This window comes from Microbacterium sp. (assembly GCF_031988965.1).
GTDB lineage: Bacteria > Actinomycetota > Actinomycetes > Actinomycetales > Microbacteriaceae > Microbacterium.
Window position 1 is genome coordinate 1 of the sequence record NZ_DALZXX010000056.1, and the last position, 17,160, is coordinate 17,160.

The following is a 17,160-nucleotide window of genomic DNA, read 5'->3' on the forward strand; positions in this document are numbered from 1 at the left end:
CCGCCGTACCGCGCACGCGCGCCCGGGTCGACTCCGGCGTCGCCATCGCCGGTCGCACGGTGCACGATCCCGAGCTCGAGCAGACCGCTGCCGCGATCGCCCAGGCGATCGGACTGGTCGGTGTCGCGAACGTGCAGCTCCGCCGGGATCGCGACGGTCGTGCGGTGCTGCTCGAGGTGAACCCGCGGTTCCCCGGGGCGCTTCCGCTCACGATCGCCGCGGGAGTCGACATCCCCTCGCTCGTCGCCGACCTCTTCCTGGGGCGGGACATCCCGCACAGCATCCCGTTCCGCGAGGTGGCGTCGGTGCGCTTCCTCGAAGACGTCATCGTCGAGATCGACGAGGTCCTGGTGTCCGAGCACGCAGGGCACCAGGAGGAGCTGTGAACGACCCCGTGCTGCAGGGCGATCACCACGTGCACTCCACCTTCTCGGACGACGCGGTGTCGACCCTCGCCGAGAATGTGGCCGCCGCGTCGGCGGCCGGGCTCACGACGATCCGTCTCGTGGATCACGTCCGCCGCTCGACGACGTGGGTCCCCGACTACCTCGCCGCCGTCCGCGAGCTTCAGGTGCCGGACGGTCTCACCGTCCTGACCGGCGTCGAGGCGAAGATCCTCGATGCCTCGGGTGAGATCGACATCCCCGACCTCCCGGCGGGGATCGATCGGATCCTGATCGCCGACCACCAGTTCCCCGGTGTCGACGGCCCGCTGGGGCCGACAGCGGTGCGCGAGCGCATCGCGGACGGCTGGGCTGCCGACGACGCGCTCGACCAGCTCGTCTCCGCGCTGATCGCGGCGATGCGTCGCCACCCCGGCAACCAGCTCGCCCACTGCTTCTCGATCCTCCCGAAGATCGGCCTGTCCGAAGACGACCTCGGCTCCGAGCGGATCGCCGAGTGGGCTCGGACCGCGGCCGAGACGGACACCCTGGTCGAGGTGAACGAGAAGTGGGGATGCCCGGGGCCCCTGCTGCTCGATGCCCTGGGCGATGCCGGCGCCGAGCTCGTCGCGTCCACCGACAGCCACGTCGCCTCCGAGGTCGGGCGCTATGCCCGCGTGGCCGAACTGCTCTCGCAGCGGAAAGAACGCTGATGCCCGAACTGAACTGGATCGAGACGGTCGTCGTCGTCATCCTGCTGCTCTGCGTGCTCGTCGGCACGCTTCCCGTGATCAACACCGGGCTGCAGTTCCTCTCGCTGCCGCTGCACGCCTTCCGCAACCACTACGGCAGAGCGGCCCCGCACCATCCGCGCGTCGCCGTGCTGATTCCGGCGTGGAACGAGGGCCTCGTACTCGGTCAGGCGATCGAGCGGCTGACGCAGCTCGAGTACCCGGCCGATCGTCTGCGCATCTTCGTGATCGACGATGCATCCACCGACGACACCCCCGCCGTAGTGGCGGCGAAGGCGGCCGCATACCCCGGTCGGGTCGTGCACCTGCGTCGAGAGCAGGGCGGACAGGGCAAGGCCCACACTCTCAACCACGGACTCGAGATCGTGCTCGCGGACGAATGGACCGAGGCGGTCCTCATCATGGACGCCGACGTGATCTTCGCGCGCGACTCGCTGCGCAAGATGAGTCGGCACCTGGCCGATGAGAAGGTCGGGGCCGTGACGGCGTACATCGCGGAGGGCAGCCGAGACCGCAACTACCTCACGCGGTTCATCGCCATCGAGTACGTGATCGGGCAGCTGTCCGCGCGACGGGTGCAGAACGTCGGTGGCGCGATCGCGTGCCTGGCCGGCGGGGCGCAGCTGCACTCGCGGGCGAACCTCGAGGCGATCGGCGGGCGAATTCCGACCGGCACCCTCGCCGAAGACACCATGACCACGTTCGAGGGCCAGCTGGCGGGCCGACGCATGGTCTTCGAGCCGCACGCGGTCGTGCTCGCCGAGGAGCCCCGCACGATCGACAGTCTCTGGAAGCAGCGGCTGCGGTGGGCGCGAGGCAACGTGCAGCTGACGTCGATCTACCGGAAGCTCTGGTTCCGCCCCAGCCGGGTGCACAACCTGGGAAGCGTCGCCTTCGGACTCGCGTGGTTCACCATCCTTCTGCTGCCGGCATTCATGGTCCTCGCCGCAGCGGGCATGATCGCGCTGCTGCTCCTGCACAGCGACATCGCCGATTTCGTGTTCCGCTTCATGTGGATCTCGGCCGCGTGCATCTATCTGTTCTCGATGCTCTACTCCGTGCAGCTCGATCCGCGCATCGGGCGGCAGTCGTGGCGGGAGGCGCTGATGTTCCCGGGGCTCGGTGCCCTGATCCTGATGGCGATCGCCCTCTTCCCCTGGCTGTTCGAAAGCGGTCTTCGGGAGCTCGGATTCGCGGTGACGGATCAGACCCGATTCATCTGGGCCGTGATCTTCTACCTCTGGGGCCCGATCTCGATGCTCGGCATCTGGCTCGCCCGGGCGGTGGAGCCCCTGCCCGGCGGGCGCTTCTTCGCCGGGCTGCTCCTCTACGTGTGCGGCTACGGCTCGTTGCTCTGCGCCATCACGGTGGACTCGTACATCAAGGAGTGGCGTCGTGCTGACGCCGCGTGGATCAAGACCGAGAAGGTCGGACGGGTCGACTCATGACCGATGCACCCTCACCCCAGACGGAGCAGGACGAGATCGCGGCCGATGCCCGACGCGAGAAGCGCCTGATCCCTCAGGCGCTGCTCGCCCTCGGAATCGTCGTGGTCGTCGTCATCGTGAGAGAGCTGCTGCTGCGATGACCGGGCGGCCGCTGGCCCTCGTGGTCGAGGACAGCGCAGACCAGATGTCGCTCCTCGGGCGCTATCTCGATCGGGAGGGCTTCGAGGTCTTCGCCGCGGTCGACGCGGAATCGGCCATCGCGGTCCTCGACGACATCCGTCCGTCCGTGGCGGTGATCGATCTGCTGCTCCCCGGGGTCACGGGTGAGGAGTGCGCGCGGCTCGTGCGAACGAGGCACCCGGACTGCTTCGTCATCGTGAGCTCGGTGCTGGACCCGTCGGAGTATCCCGATGCGGATGCCGCGCTGCCGAAGCCCATCGTGGGCGCGGATCTGCGCAGGATCCTCCGAGGACTCACCCGATGACGACGGGCAGCGTGATGCAGGTCTCGCTCGAGCGAGGCTGGCGCCGCTACTTCGACAACCCCACTCCGCTCATCAAGCAGGGCCCGACGGCGATCGCCGTGGGCATCGCCGCCCTTCTCATCGGCGCAGTCCCGGACTTCCCGGTGACCAACGTCTGGGAAGTGATCGTCGGGATCGGCATGGTCGGTGCGGTGACGGTGCTTGCTGCCCTGCTGTCCGCGCGAGGAGTGTACGACGGCTGGGTCGTGACGCTCATCCCCGTGGTCGACATCCTCGGCATCGGCGTGCTGCGCGCAGGCACCGGCGGCGCCGGGTCGCTCTTCTCGTCGCTCGTCCTGCTGCCGGTGATCTGGATCGCCGCCTCCCCGGGGCGCCGCAAGGTGATCCTCGTCGGCGCGCTGACCTCGATCGCCCTCTTGCTGCCCTACATCACCGAACTGCCCGAAGACGCGATCGCCTGGCTGCGGGGCGTGATCGGGCCGCTCGTCTTCGCCACGGTCGGCGCGATCGTGAACGAGCTGTCGCGGTTCCAGAGACTGCGGATCGCGCAGGCCGAGGCCCACGTGACCGAACGCACGTCAGCGCTCGCGACGAACGAGACGATGCTGCAGAAGATCCGCGACAGCGAGGCGCAATATCGCGCGCTGTCGGAGTCGTTCTCGAGTCTCTGGAACTCGATCACCGGGCAGGCGGTGGTCGCGACCGACAACTCCGGCACCGTCACGGCGTGGAATCCCGGCGCGGTGCGTCTGCTCGGGATGTCCGTCGCCGACGCGCTGGAAGACGTGCGCGTCGATCGGTTCTTCGACTCCGCTGTCCTCGCGCAGTTCGCACCGGATGCCGAGCACGTGACCGACCGACTCCACCCCGGGCTGCGGGCGCTGTTCGACGAGGCCGACGCCGGTGTCTCGGTGGATTCCGACATCGAGGTCACGACGACCGGCGGCTCGTCGGTGCCTGCCCGAATGACCGTGTCGCCGTACCAGGATGCCGAGGGGTCCAGCCAGGGATACCTGCTCGTGATCACCGACGAGACGCGGGCGGTCGAGGTCGCGCGCATGAAGGACGAGTTCGTCGGGATGATCTCGCACGAGCTGCGCACTCCGCTGAGTGCGATCATCGGCTTCCTCGATCTGCTGCAGAACGATCCCGCCCAGCCGCTCACCGCCGATCAGCAGGAGTTCGTCGGCATCATCGAGCGCAACGCCCAACGACTGCTGAACCTCGTCGGAGATCTGCTCTTCACCGCCCAGGTCGAGTCGGGCAGATTCCCGCTCGAACGCCGCGAGGCCGATGTCGTGGAGATCGTGCGCAACGCGGTGGCGTCGTCGGTTCCCCACGCCGTGCGCGAGGGGATCGAGCTCGTGGCTGAGGTGCCGACCGCGCCGCTGCGCATGTCGATCGATTCGGGCCGTATGGGGCAGGCGATCGACAACCTGCTGTCGAATGCGATCAAGTTCACGACCGCAGGCGGCCGGGTCACGGCGAGCGTCCGCCAGGTCGAGGCGGGCATCGAGGTGGCCGTGCGCGATACCGGGGTCGGCATCCCCGAGGACGAACAGGGCATGCTGTTCACGCGCTTCTTCCGTGCGTCCACAGCGACCCGCAACGCGGTTCCCGGTGTCGGGCTCGGTCTCACGATCACCCGCGCGATCGTGCTGGCACACGGCGGATCGATGGACGTCACGAGCAAGGAGGGCGTCGGCACCGAGTTCCGGATGCTGCTGCCGGTCGCTCCGCGCACGGAGGCCATCCAGATCGTCGCACCCGCGGACTAGACGCCAGACACGGAACCGCGTTCCGCGGCGATGTTGCCGGGGATGTCACCGGGTGACGCCCGATGACGGCTGAAGCGATGGACGGCGACGTTCTCCGTATCGTCGCGGCATGACACTTCTCCAGGAACAGATCGCCTCCATCTCCGACGTCACCGCCGACCAGAGGGCACAGCGTCTCGCGCAGGCCGGGGGAGCGTGGAACGAGCGCATCGCCGCAGATTCCGGCACCGCCCAGCTCACGTACACCGTGAGCGGTCGCGGCGTCGGATCGGTCGCGACCGAGATCCGTGCGGGCAAGCACCGGTTCATCGTCGACGAGCCCGGCGCGCTGGCGGGCGACGACGTCGCCCCGAGTCCCGTGGAGTACGCTCTCGCCGCGCTGATCAGCTGCCAGGTGGTCGTCTACCGCCTGTACGCGCAGGCTCTCGAGCTCACCATCGACGAGATCGAGATCACCGCCGAGGGCGACCTCGACGTCCGCAAGCTCTTCGGCATCGACGAGTCAGGGCGGGCCGGCTTCCACGATGTGCGCCTCAGGGTCGACATCTCCGGCCCTGACTCGGCGGACCAGTACGAGAAGCTGCGTCAGGCGGTCGACGCGCACTGCCCCGTGCTCGATCTGTTCGCGAATCCGGTTCCGGTGTCGGTGGCGCTCAGCTGACCGCGCCTTCGCGTCCACTCCACGCGGCACGACTGCTGTTCCGGGGCAGTCGCTCCTGATAGCCTGGTCGGCTCGCCATGCGGGCGGAAGGACGGCCACGCACGGTGGGATACATAGATGCAGCAGGGGTCTCGCTGACCCTCCCCGATGGAAGACCGCTGCTCGACGAGGTGACATTCCGCGTCGGCGCGGGGTCGACGAGCGCGCTCATCGGGCCGAACGGAGCCGGCAAGACGACGCTGCTGCGCATCATCCGCGGCGATCAGGCTCCGGATGCCGGCGTCGTGACGATCGACGGCGGTCTCGGCGTCATGGACCAGTTCGTCGGCCACGGCGAAATCGGTCAGACCGTGCACGAGCTGCTGGTGCGGGTCGCCCCCCGACGCATACGCGAGGCCGCTGACGCGCTCGACGCAGCCGAGAACGCGCTGATCGAACGCGACGAGCAGGACACGCAGATGGCCTACGCGACCGCGATCGCCGAGTACGCGGACGCCGGGGGCTACGAGCACGAGACGATCTGGGACCAGTGCACGGTCGCGGCTCTGGGAGTGCCGTACGAGCGGGCGCGGTTCCGGGAACTCACCACGCTCTCGGGCGGCGAGCAGAAGAGGTTGGCTCTCGAGGCGCTGCTGCGCGGTCCGGACGAGGTCCTGCTGCTCGACGAGCCGGATAACTATCTCGACGTGCCGACCAAGCGCTGGCTCGAGGAGCAGCTGCGCCAGACGCCGAAGACGGTGCTGCTGGTGTCGCACGACCGCGAGCTCCTCGCGCGGGCCGTCGACCGGCTGATCACGCTCGAGCCCGGGGGCGCCGGAGCATCGGCGTGGGTGCACGGAGGCGGTTTCGCGACGTATCACCAGGCGCGCAGCGACCGGATGGACCGACTCGACGAGCTTCGTCGTCGCTGGGATGAGCAGCACGAGAAGCTGCGCATCCTCGTCGCGACGCTCAAGGTGAAAGCCTCGGCGAACGACGGGTTCGCCTCGCGGTATCAGGCCGCGCAGACCCGCCTTCGCAAGTTTGAGGAAGCCGGGCCGCCCGAGGAACGACCGCCGGCGCAGGACTTCGACATGCGTCTGCGCGGTGCGCGCACCGGCAAGCGCGCGGTGGTCGCACAGCAGCTCGAGCTCACCGGTCTGATGCGGCCGTTCGACGCGGAGGTCTGGTACGGCGACCGCGTGGCGGTACTCGGATCGAACGGTTCGGGGAAGTCGCACTTCCTGCGTCTGCTCGCACGCGGCGGGAGCGACCCCGATCCCTCACTCGGCCATGTCACGTCGACGGGGGAGCAGCTCGCCGACGTCGCGCACACCGGGCGAGCGACCCTCGGTGCGCGTGTCGTGCCCGGTCTGTTCGCGCAGACGCACGCGCATCCGGAGTTCGTCGGTCGCACGCTGCTCGAGATCCTGCATCGGGGCGACGAACGGCGAGCGGGGATGCCGCGGGATGCCGCGAGTTCGGCGCTCGATCGCTACGGACTCGTGCGGCAGGCGCAGCAGACGTTCGAATCGCTGTCGGGCGGTCAGCAGGCGCGCTTCCAGGTGCTGCTGCTCGAGCTCTCGGGCGCGACGCTGCTGCTGCTCGACGAGCCGACGGACAACCTCGACATCGAGTCCGCCGAGGCACTGGAAGATGCGCTCGAGCGGTTCGAGGGCACCGTGCTCGCCGTCACACACGACCGCTGGTTCGCGCGCTCGTTCGATCGGTTCCTGGTCTTCGGGTCGGAGGGGGAGGTCTACGAGGCCGACGCGCCCGTCTGGGACGAGCGCCGGGCCGCACGAGCTCGGTGACCGCGACGCGTCAGGGCAGCTGGAAGGGTGCGGCGGCCAGGGCGGTCGAGTCGAGTGCGAGGTCGGCGAGCACCGCGCCCACTCCCGGTGCGAACTTGAAGCCGTGCCCCGAGAAACCGGCGCCGACGACGATGCGTCCTCGGCGGTCGAGCACGAAGGCGCTGTCATCGGTCGACGTGTAGGTGCAGCTGATCGGCACGGCGGATGCCGGGTCCACCCCCGGCATCCACTCCCGCACGTAGTCGGCGAGTGCGTCGGCGTGCGTGATGCGGTGAGGACGCGCGTCGGGATCGACGGGATCGCCGACACGATGGAAGCCGACCTTGACGCCCTCGCCCGGGGTCGGCATCCCGTAGACGGTCGCGGGATACCGCGCCGGGTCGACGTAGTGGTTGAACGACGGCCATACGGATCCGTCCACGGGGCGGAAGTGCGCCGGCGTCTCCTCGGTGACCGCGAGACGCGGGAGTCCGAGACCCGGGAGTATCTTCGTCGTCCACGCGCCCACCGTCACGACCACGGTGTCGGCGCGTACACGGCCGTCGGCGAGGACGAGGTCGACCCCGCTGTCCGTCTCGTCGATGCGGATCACGGGAGTCTCCCACCGCACATCGCCGCCGGCGTCGACGATGCGTCGCTCCAACTCGCCGATGGTCGCGGACGCCCGGGCGACACCCGCATCGCGGGAGAAGAGAACCGCATCGGTGAAGCGCATGCCGGCCCAGCGTGACGCGGCGTCGCGGGAGGACAGGATCTCGGCGTGGATTCCGCGCTCGGTGAGCCTGCGCTCGATCGACTCCAGGTCCACATCGCCGTGTGTGACGAGGCCGTGCAGGCGGAGCAGGGGTTCGCCGTCGACGAGTCCCAGGGCATCCCACCCCTCTTTCGCGCGGACGAGCAGGTCGAGATAGTGCTGCTCGTCGTAGGCGTTGTTGAAGTTGCGGGTCGCGCCGTGCGAGGCGCCTTCGCGGTGCCCGCGGGCGAAGCGCTCGAAGACCACGGGGCGCAACCCCCGTCTGGCCAGCTCCCACGCGGCCGCGAGTCCCATCACGCCACCGCCGACGACGGCGACCTCCACGGCATCCACCGACATACTGCCTCCCGATCTCCCTCCCAGTCTCCCAGCCCGTCGGCGCGCTCGCGTGCGCCCGGTAGTCTGGAGGGGTGACCATGGAGATCGAGCTCGGCCGAGGCAAGCGCGCGCGACGCGCGTACACGTTCGACGACATCGCGGTGGTGCCGTCGAGGCGCACGCGAAACCCGGAGGACGTGTCGACCGCATGGACGATCGACGCCTTCGGCTTCGGCATCCCGGTGCTCGGAGCGCCGATGGACTCGGTCGTGAGCCCGCAGACCGCGATCATGCTGGGGCAGCTCGGCGGACTCGGCGTCCTCGACCTCGAGGGACTCTGGACCCGCTACGAGAACCCCGAGCCGCTGCTCGCCGAGATCGCCGGTCTCGATGAGGGGCAGGCGACCGCGCGCATGCAGCAGCTCTACGCCGAGCCGATCAAGCCCGCGCTCATCACCCAGCGCATCGCGGAGATCCGCGAAGCGGGAGTGACCGTCGCCGGCTCGCTGACCCCGCAGCGCACGCAGGAGTTCTACGACACGGTCGCAGCCGCCGGTGTCGACCTGTTCGTGATCCGCGGCACCACGGTGTCGGCAGAGCACGTCTCGAGCGTCGACGAGCCGCTGAACCTCAAGAAGTTCATCTACGACCTCGACGTGCCCGTGATCGTCGGCGGTGCCGCCACCTACACCGCGGCACTGCACCTCATGCGCACCGGCGCGGCCGGAGTGCTCGTCGGATTCGGCGGGGGAGCAGCCTCCACCACGCGTGCCACGCTCGGCATCCACGCACCCATGGCCACCGCCGTCTCCGACGTCGCGGCCGCTCGTCGCGACTACCTCGACGAGTCGGGCGGACGCTACGTGCACGTGATCGCCGACGGCGGAGTCGGCACGTCGGGCGACATCGTCAAGGCGCTCGCGATGGGTGCCGACGCCGTCATGCTCGGCGTCGCGCTCGCCCGCGCCACCGATGCTCCCGGCCGTGGATTCCACTGGGGTCCCGAGGCCCACCACCCGAAGCTGCCCCGTGGCCGTCGCGTCGAGGTCGGCGGCATCGGAACGCTCGAGGAGATCCTCTACGGACCGGCTCCCGTCGTCGACGGCACGGCCAACCTCATCGGCGCGCTGCGCAAGTCGATGGCCACGACCGGATACTCCGACCTCAAGGAGTTCCAGCGCGTCGAGGTCGTCCTCGCACCGTACGAGGCCTGAGGCCCTGCTCGACACCGTGACGACACCTGCGCTGTTTCCCCCGACCCTCCGCGAGGTCATGCTCCGCGGGCGCTGGATCGGGATGCTCGTGCTGTGCCTGGTCGTCGCCGGAGTCTTCGCCTGGCTCGGTCAGTGGCAGCTGGAGCGCGCGATCGACACGGATCCGCCGCCTCCCGGCATCACCGAAGAGGTGCGGCCACTGACCGACGTCCTGCAGCCGGGGGAGTACCTCGCCGAGCCGCTCGTCGGTCAGAAGGTCGAGACCTCGGGCACGTGGGTGCCGCAGGACTTCCTCGTCGTCTCGAGTCGATACAACGACGATGTCGCCGGGTACTGGGTGACCGGCCAGCTGCGGGTGGCCGACCGCACCTCGATCGCGGTGGCGATCGGCTGGACGGACGACCGTGCCGTCGCCGACGCCGCGGTGGAGCAGCTCGCCTCCGATGCGGAGGACGGCGCGGTGGTCGCGGTCACCGGACGCATCATCTCCGACGAGGGGCCGTCCACGCCGCCGGCCGACGACCCCACGCGCATGGATCGGATGTCGACGGCCGCGCTGCTCAGCTTCTGGCATGACACCGACCAGCTCGACGTCTACCGGCCGTTCCTCGCATCCTCCACCGCAGACGCGGGGCTCGTCGACATCTCGTCGCCGGCGCCCGACGAGCGTTCACCGGTGAACTGGTTGAACATCTTCTATGCGGCGGAGTGGGCGATCTTCGCGGGCTTCGCTTTCTACCTCTGGTATCGACTCGCGAAGGACGCCTGGGAGCGTGAGGTCGAGGAGTTCGAGGACGCCGCGTCAGCCGCTCAGGCCGACTGACGCCACGCGCATCCGCGCATCCCGACACGCGCATGCGAGCGTTCTCGGGTGCCCGGTTCTACCTTCGTCAGGGGTCGATCCGGCCAATCGGTGAGCGCTGAGTGACCAATGGGAAAACTCCGTTGAGGTTGTCCGAGGGCCTCCGTATGCTCGCTCACATGTGCGTCGGCTGAGAGCCCGCACCGCCGCGGTTTCACGAGAGCCGTCGCCAGCCCCCACCCGAGGAGACAAACACTGATGATGTCCGCTCCCGACGCCGCGAACCACGAGGTTCCCGGTTCAGATCGCAGAAGTCGGGGGCGCATCGGCGTCCTCGCCGCCACCTGCGTCGCCGCCCTGGGCGCCAGCGCCCTGATCGCGGCCCCCGCTTCCGCCGACGTCACAGGGACGGGGGTGCTCATCAACGAGGCGTACCTCTCCGGAGGCAGCGCCGGTGCAGCGTTCACGAACAAGTTCGTCGAGCTGTACAACCCGACCGCGCAGCCCGTCTCGCTCGACGGCTTCTCGCTGCAGTACCGCTCGGCGACCGGCACGGCCGCCTTCAGCGGGGTCGCCCCACTGACCGGGACGATCCCGGCGGGCGGTCACTACCTCGTGCAGGGTGGCAGCAACGGCTCGAACGGTGCGGCTCTGCCGACGGCGGATGCCGTGGGCGCCCTGAACCCGAGCGGAACGAACGGCACGCTCGCGCTGGTGCAGGGCACCGCGCCGGTCACCCTCACCCCGGGATCGGTCGCCGGCGTCGACGGCGTCGTCGACGTGCTGGGATACGGCACCTCGAACACGTTCGAGACCAAGGCCGCGACTCCGCCCTCGGGCAACACGGACGTGAAGTCGCTCAACCGCACCGGCGGTGTCGACACCGACGACAACAGCGCCGACTTCACCCTCTCGTCATCGATCACGCCGCAGAACGCGGGCGGCACCGACCCGGGCACCGATCCCGGTACAGACCCCGGCACCGACCCCGCGAAGGTCTCGATCGCCGAGGTGCAGGGCACGACAGACGTGTCGCCGCTGAGCGGCCAGACCGTCACGGTCGAGGGCGTCGTCACCGCGGACTTCCGCACCGGCGGGTACAAGGGCATCGTGATTCAGACCGAGGGCTCGGGTGGAGAGACCGACGCGACGCCCGGAGCCTCCGACGGCGTCTTCGTCTATCTCAACGCCCTCGCTCCGACGCTGGCGATCGGCGATCTGGTCTCGGTCACGGGATCGGTCAGCGAGTACTTCGGTCAGACCCAGATCAACCCGAGCACGCTCGCAGGCGTCTCGGTCGTGCAGGCCGGCGTCGGTGTGCCCGCGCTCACGCCGCTGCCCGACACGGTGGTCGGCGCCGATCGCGAGCAGTACGAGAACATGTACGTCGCGCCCGCAGGCACGTACCGACTCGCCTCGAGCCACCAGCTCTACAACTTCGGCACGCTGTGGCTCAACGCCGGCGACGAGCTGAACGTCAAGAGCACCGAGATCGCCCGACCGGGAGACGAGGCGGCGGCCATCGCCGCGGCCAACCGGGCGAACCGCATCCTCCTCGACGATGCCTGGTCGATCCAGGCGACGAACAGCGGGCACCCGAACGACCAGCCCTACTTCACCGAGGAGCAGGTCGTCCGCAACGGCGACACCGTCGACTTCAGCGACAGCGGCTACGTGCTGCAGTACGGCTTCGACGACTGGCGTCTGCAGCCGATCGTTCCGATCGACAACACGTCGCCGGCCGAGCAGAAGGCCGGATTCACGACCACCAACCCGCGCGCCGAGGCAGCCCCCGAGGTGGGCGGCGACGTGCAGGTGGCGTCGTTCAACGTCTTCAACTACTTCACGACGCTGAAGAGCGAGAACTCCAACGCCCGAGGTGCGGCGAACGCAGAGCAGTTCGCGATCCAGAAGTCGAAGATCGTCGCCGCGATCAACGGGCTCGACGCCGAGATCGTGTCGCTCATGGAGATCGAGAACTCGATCAAGCTCGGCGGCTCACTCGACGAGGCTCTGGCCGATCTGGTCGACGGCCTCAACGACGCACTCGGCAGCGAGGAGTGGGACTACGTCCGCACCCCGGATGAGCTGAACGACTCGGCGACCACCGACTTCATCACCAGCGCGATCATCTACAAGAAGGATGCCGTCGAGACGGTGGGCGACAGCCTGACCGTGACCGACGAGTCGGTGTGGGGCAACGCCCGCGAGCCGATCGCCCAGGCGTTCGACGTCGACGGCCGCGTCGTCACTGTCGTCGCGAACCACTTCAAGTCCAAGTCGGCGCCCGAGGGCGGCGGCGCGGAGCCGGCAGACGGGCAGGGCTTCTTCAACGCCGATCGCGTGAAGCAGGCGAACTCGCTCAAGGACTTCACCGCGGAGATCGAGGAGACCACGGGCAGCAGCGACATCCTGCTGATCGGCGACTTCAACGCCTACGCGAAGGAAGACCCGATCGACGTGTTCACGTCGGCCGGCTGGAGCGACGTCGCGCGTGAGAAGGCGCCCGAACAGCACACGTACACGTTCGACGGCGAGCTCGGCTCGCTCGACCACGTGCTCGCGTCGCCCTCGCTCGCAGCGTCGATCACCGGAGCAGGCGTCTGGAGCATCAACTCGCCGGAGTGGAGCGACCGCGGTTACGCGTTCGGCGCCACCGAGGCGGGCACGCCCTTCCGCTCCAGCGACCACGACCCGATCATCGTCGGCGTCTCGTCGGAGATCCCTCCGGTGAGCATCGACGTGGTCACGATGAACGACTTCCACGGTCGCATCGAGGCCGACGGCGCAGCGGCCGGTGCGGCGGTCGTCGCCGGTGCCGTGCAGCAGTTCCGTGCGGAGAACCCGAACACGATCTTCGCCGGCGTCGGCGATCTGATCGGCGCCTCGACGTTCACGTCGTTCATCAATGACGACAACCCGACGATCGACGCTCTCAACGCGGCCGGTCTCGACGTCAGTGCCGCGGGCAACCACGAGTTCGACCAGGGCTGGGAGGACCTGCGAGACCGTGTGCAGGACCGCGCGGACTGGGAGTACATCTCGTCGAACGTGTTCCTCACCGAGACCGGCGAGCCCGCGCTCGCTCCGGCCTGGGTCAAGGAGCTCGACGGGGTCAAGGTCGGCTTCATCGGTGCTGTGACCGAAGACCTCGACTCGCTCGTGTCGCCGGAGGGCATCGCCGATCTCGAGGTGCGCAGCATCGCCGACTCGGTGAACGCCGTCGCCGACGACCTGCGCGACGGCGATGCGTCGAACGGTGAGGCCGACGTCGTCATCCTCCTCGTCCACGAGGGCGCCGCGAGCACCGAGCTCTCGAGCATCACTCCCGACTCGCCGCTCGGCGAGATCGTCTACGGCGTCGACGAGGATGTGAACGCCATCGTCTCGGCGCACACGCACCTCGCCTACAACCACGTGATCGACGGTCGTCCCGTGATCTCGGCCGGTCAGTACGGCGAGAACCTCGGGCTGATGAACCTTCAGGTCGACCCGAAGTCCAAGGAGCTCATCTCGATCACGAATGAGATCAAGCCGCTCACCGCGAACGGCCAGGCCCTGTATCCGGCCGTGCCCGCGGTCGCCGACATCGTCGCGAAGGCGAAAGCCGACGCCGATGTGCTCGGAGCGATCAAGGTCGGCGACATCACCGCCGACTTCAACCGCGCGCGTCAGACGAACGGCTCGGAGAACCGCGGTGGCGAGTCCACCATCGGCAACTTCGTGGCCGACGTGCAGAAGTGGTCCACGGGTGCGGACATCGCGCTCATGAACCCTGGTGGCATCCGTGCCAACCTCACGTACGCGTCGTCGAACGCGAACGACCCGAACGGCAACGTCACCTACCGCGAGGCGGCGACGGTGCAGCCGTTCGCCAACACGCTGGTGACGTTGACGCTCACGGGTGCGCAGCTGAAGGGCGTCCTCGAGGAGCAGTGGCAGCCGGCGGGTTCGGCTCGTCCGTTCCTCAAGCTCGGCGTCTCGGAGGGGCTCGTCTACACGTACGACCCCGCCGCGGCGCAGGGTTCGCGGGTCACGTCGATCACTCTCGACGGAGCGGCGATCGATCCCGCGGCGAACTACACGGTCGCTGCGAACTCGTTCCTCGCGGCGGGTGGAGACAACTTCTTCACCTTCAAGGAGGGTGCGGGCAAGCGCGACACCGGCAAGATCGATCTCCAGTCGATGGTCGACTGGTTCGACGCGAACAAGACGGCGACTCCCGATCTCGCGCAGCGCGCGGTGGGCGTCTCGGTCAGCGCCGCGGATGCCGACGGCTACAGCGCCGGCGACCAGGTCACCGTCGCGCTCTCGTCGCTGGCCTTCAGCGCAGGGGAGCAGGCTCCCGGCGAGGTGACGCTCTCGCTCGGAGACGCGCAACTCGCCACGGGCGCGGTCGATCCCACGATCGTGGACACCACCGACGAGGTCGGTCGCGCGTCGCTCACGTTCACGGTTCCCTCGGGCGTATTCGGGGAGCAGCTGCTCACCGTCGCCGTGGCGGGGACCGGGACCACCGTGCAGGTGCCGTTCACGATCGCGGGCGAGGAGCCCGCGGAGTTCGCGGGATCGATCGATCTCGGCTCGTCGAAGGTGACTGCGGGCAAGAAGCTGCAGATCACCGGTGAGGGATATGAGCCGGGTGAGACCGTGGCCGTGGAGCTGCGACCGAAGAAGGGCGCGCCCATCGAGGTCGGCACCGTGAAGGTCACGGCCGACGGCACGTTCTCGACGGCGGTCACGGTTCCGAAGAACGCGCAGCCGGGCAAGTACACGGTCGCGGTGTCGCAGGCAGACGGAGACGAGGCGACAGCCACCGTCACCGTCAATCGCGCGGGCGGCATCGGCGGCATCATCGGCGGCATCATCGACTGGCTCTGGGATCTCCTCAACGGCTGGTTCTGACCTGATGCGGTGACGAGCGGGCCGGAGGCGTGATCCTCCGGCCCGCCTCGTCGTGTCCGGGGATCGTGGGGCCGTGAAGAAGAAGCCACATCGAGTACTTGTTTGTATGTGGTTTTCTGTTGTATCGTGTGGGAAAGTTTTCCACCAGCAACGGAGCAGCGATGTATGCGATGGAGCGCCAGCAGGGAATCGAACGGATCCTGGCAGACGACGGACGAGTCTCGGTCGTCGACCTGGCGCAGCGCTTCGACGTGACGACGGAGACGATTCGCCGCGATCTCGCCGCTCTCGACGAGGCGGGGTCGCTCGTGCGGGTCCACGGTGGAGCGGTCGCGAAGGACGACGACAGCACCAATGAGGTCTCCGTCCTCGAGCGCGTGCAGCAGCACGGGCCGGCGAAGCGGGCGATCGCCGCCCGCGCCCTCTCCGCACTCGGCGCGGACTTCCATGGATCCGTGTTCATCGATGCGGGGACGACGGCCGCCGCCGTGGCCGAAGGGCTGTCGGCGCATGCCGCACCCGCGCCCCAGGGTTCGCGTGCGCGCGTCGAGGCTGTGACGCACTCGCTGACGATCGCTCCGCTGCTCGCGGCGGCGGACGACATCTCGCTCACCGTCATCGGTGGCAGGATCCGTGGGGTCACCGCCGCGGCGGTCGGGGCAGAGACGGTCGCGACCATCGGCAGGCTGCGCCCCGACGTCGCGTTCATCGGAGCCAACGGCATCTCGGCCGGATTCGGGCTCAGCGCGCCCGACCCTGACGAGGCATCGGTCAAGGCCGCCATCGTTCGCGCGGCACGTCGCGTGATCGTGGTGGCGGACTCCAGCAAGCACGACAGAGAACTGCTCGTGTCGTTCGCATCGTTGAGCGACATCGACGTGCTCGTGACGGATGCGGAGCCGTCCGCCGACCTCGCGGCAGCGCTTGCGGACGCCGACGTGGAGGTCTGGATCGCATGATCGTCACTCTCACCGTCAACCCGGCGCTCGACCGGACCATCGCACTCGACGAGGCTCTGCGTCCCGGTGAGGTGCAGGCGGCGCGCTCCGCACGTGAAGAAGCCGGAGGGAAGGGCGTGAACGTCTCGCGAGTGATCGCCGCCGCGGGAGTCGACACCGTTGCTGTGCTGCCGCTCGCGATCGAGGACCCCTATCGTGCTCCGCTGGCCGCGGCCGGCATCCCGACCGTCGCCGTTCCCGTCGTGCGGCAGGTGCGAACGAACCTCGCGATCACGGATCCTGACGGGGTCACCACCAAGGTCAACCTCCCGGGCAGCCCGCTGAGCTCCGTCGACTCGGCGGCCGTGATGACCGCGGTGGTCGACGCGAGTGCGGATGCGGACTGGCTGGTGCTCGCGGGGTCGCTTCCCGACGCGGCAGCCGCCTCCTTCTATGTCGACGTCATCGCTGCGGTGCGCGGGCGGTGGGGGAGCAGCGCGCCGCGGATCGCCGTCGATGCATCGGGTGCCGCGCTCCACGAGGTCGTCGCTCACGCGGCGGTCGACCTGATCAAGCCGAACGATGACGAGCTCGCAGAACTGCTCGACGTGCCCGTCGACGGGAACAGCCCCGAGGCGATCGTCGACACCGTCCGCGCCATCGTTCCCGAACGCGTCGCGGCCGCACTCGTCACGCTCGGAGGCGACGGCGCGGCGCTCGTGACGGGGGAGGGGGCATGGTTCGCCGCCGCGCCCCGCATCCGCGTGGTGAGCACCGTCGGCGCCGGCGACAGCTCGCTCGCGGGGTACCTGCTCGCCGATCTCGCCGGCGGAGACGCGCAGACCCGGCTCACGTCCGCCATCCGCTACGGCGCCGCCGCGGCGTCGCTCCCCGGAACCCAGGTGCCGACCCCGGCCGACCTCGGGCACC

General features: G+C 69.0%; 14 protein-coding genes. 13 read left to right on the top strand and 1 reads right to left on the bottom strand.

Annotation, left to right across the window (positions count from 1 at the left end; translation table 11 throughout):
• The 8 genes from RTM68_RS10745 to RTM68_RS10780 form a co-directional block, all read left to right on the top strand.
• Positions 1-386, top strand: a 386-nt coding sequence (locus RTM68_RS10745) for an ATP-grasp domain-containing protein (protein ID WP_312170697.1), incomplete at its 5' end; no start/stop codon positions are given.
• A complete protein-coding gene (locus RTM68_RS10750; RefSeq protein WP_312170699.1) occupies positions 383-1,096 on the top strand; it encodes a PHP domain-containing protein in 714 nt (237 codons plus the stop codon). The genes RTM68_RS10745 and RTM68_RS10750, both read left to right, overlap by 4 nt.
• Positions 1,096-2,583, top strand: a complete 1,488-nt coding sequence (locus RTM68_RS10755; RefSeq protein WP_312170700.1) for a glycosyltransferase — start codon at positions 1,096-1,098, stop codon at positions 2,581-2,583. The genes RTM68_RS10750 and RTM68_RS10755 overlap by 1 nt, the downstream gene beginning before the upstream one ends.
• Positions 2,580-2,723 carry a hypothetical protein gene (locus tag RTM68_RS10760; protein WP_312170701.1) on the top strand — a complete coding sequence of 48 codons (144 nt, stop codon included), beginning with the start codon at positions 2,580-2,582 and terminating at the stop codon, positions 2,721-2,723. Before RTM68_RS10755 ends, RTM68_RS10760 begins: the two co-directional genes overlap by 4 nt.
• Entirely contained in the window at positions 2,720-3,067 is a 348-nt protein-coding gene (locus RTM68_RS10765; protein WP_312170703.1) for a response regulator, read from the top strand. The genes RTM68_RS10760 and RTM68_RS10765 overlap by 4 nt, the downstream gene beginning before the upstream one ends.
• Positions 3,064-4,845: an ATP-binding protein gene (locus RTM68_RS10770; RefSeq protein WP_312170705.1), complete on the top strand. Its 1,782-nt coding sequence runs from the start codon at positions 3,064-3,066 to the stop codon at positions 4,843-4,845. Before RTM68_RS10765 ends, RTM68_RS10770 begins: the two co-directional genes overlap by 4 nt.
• A 109-nt stretch (positions 4,846-4,954) precedes the next feature.
• The gene (locus RTM68_RS10775; RefSeq protein WP_312170707.1) at positions 4,955-5,506 is read left to right on the top strand and encodes an OsmC family protein; all 552 of its coding nucleotides are present in this window, start codon (positions 4,955-4,957) and stop codon (positions 5,504-5,506) included.
• Positions 5,507-5,610: 104 nt separating this feature from the next.
• On the top strand, positions 5,611-7,299 hold the full coding sequence (locus RTM68_RS10780; RefSeq protein ID WP_312170709.1) for an ATP-binding cassette domain-containing protein: 1,689 nt from the start codon (positions 5,611-5,613) through the stop codon (positions 7,297-7,299).
• A 10-nt stretch (positions 7,300-7,309) separates the two neighbouring features.
• Here RTM68_RS10780 and RTM68_RS10785 read toward each other — a convergent pair whose 3' ends face one another.
• Positions 7,310-8,392: an FAD-dependent oxidoreductase gene (locus RTM68_RS10785; protein WP_312170710.1), complete on the bottom strand. Its 1,083-nt coding sequence runs from the start codon at positions 8,390-8,392 to the stop codon at positions 7,310-7,312.
• Positions 8,393-8,469: 77 nt separating this feature from the next.
• Here RTM68_RS10785 and RTM68_RS10790 point away from each other — a divergent pair, with 77 nt between their 5' ends.
• The 5 genes from RTM68_RS10790 to RTM68_RS10810 form a co-directional block, all read left to right on the top strand.
• Entirely contained in the window at positions 8,470-9,585 is a 1,116-nt protein-coding gene (locus RTM68_RS10790; protein ID WP_194764644.1) for a GuaB3 family IMP dehydrogenase-related protein, read from the top strand.
• A gap of 58 nt (positions 9,586-9,643) precedes the next feature.
• Positions 9,644-10,408, top strand: coding sequence for an SURF1 family cytochrome oxidase biogenesis protein (locus tag RTM68_RS10795; RefSeq protein ID WP_312170714.1), 765 nt, complete (start codon positions 9,644-9,646; stop codon positions 10,406-10,408).
• A gap of 237 nt (positions 10,409-10,645) precedes the next feature.
• Positions 10,646-15,292 (top strand): ExeM/NucH family extracellular endonuclease, encoded by a 4,647-nt coding sequence (locus tag RTM68_RS10800; RefSeq protein ID WP_312170711.1) that lies wholly within the window; start codon positions 10,646-10,648, stop codon positions 15,290-15,292.
• 161 nt (positions 15,293-15,453) lie between these two features.
• Positions 15,454-16,251 (top strand): DeoR/GlpR family DNA-binding transcription regulator, encoded by a 798-nt coding sequence (locus RTM68_RS10805; RefSeq protein WP_312170716.1) that lies wholly within the window; start codon positions 15,454-15,456, stop codon positions 16,249-16,251.
• On the top strand, positions 16,248-17,160 hold a 913-nt coding region (locus RTM68_RS10810), incomplete at its 3' end, for a 1-phosphofructokinase (protein WP_312170712.1). The genes RTM68_RS10805 and RTM68_RS10810, both read left to right, overlap by 4 nt.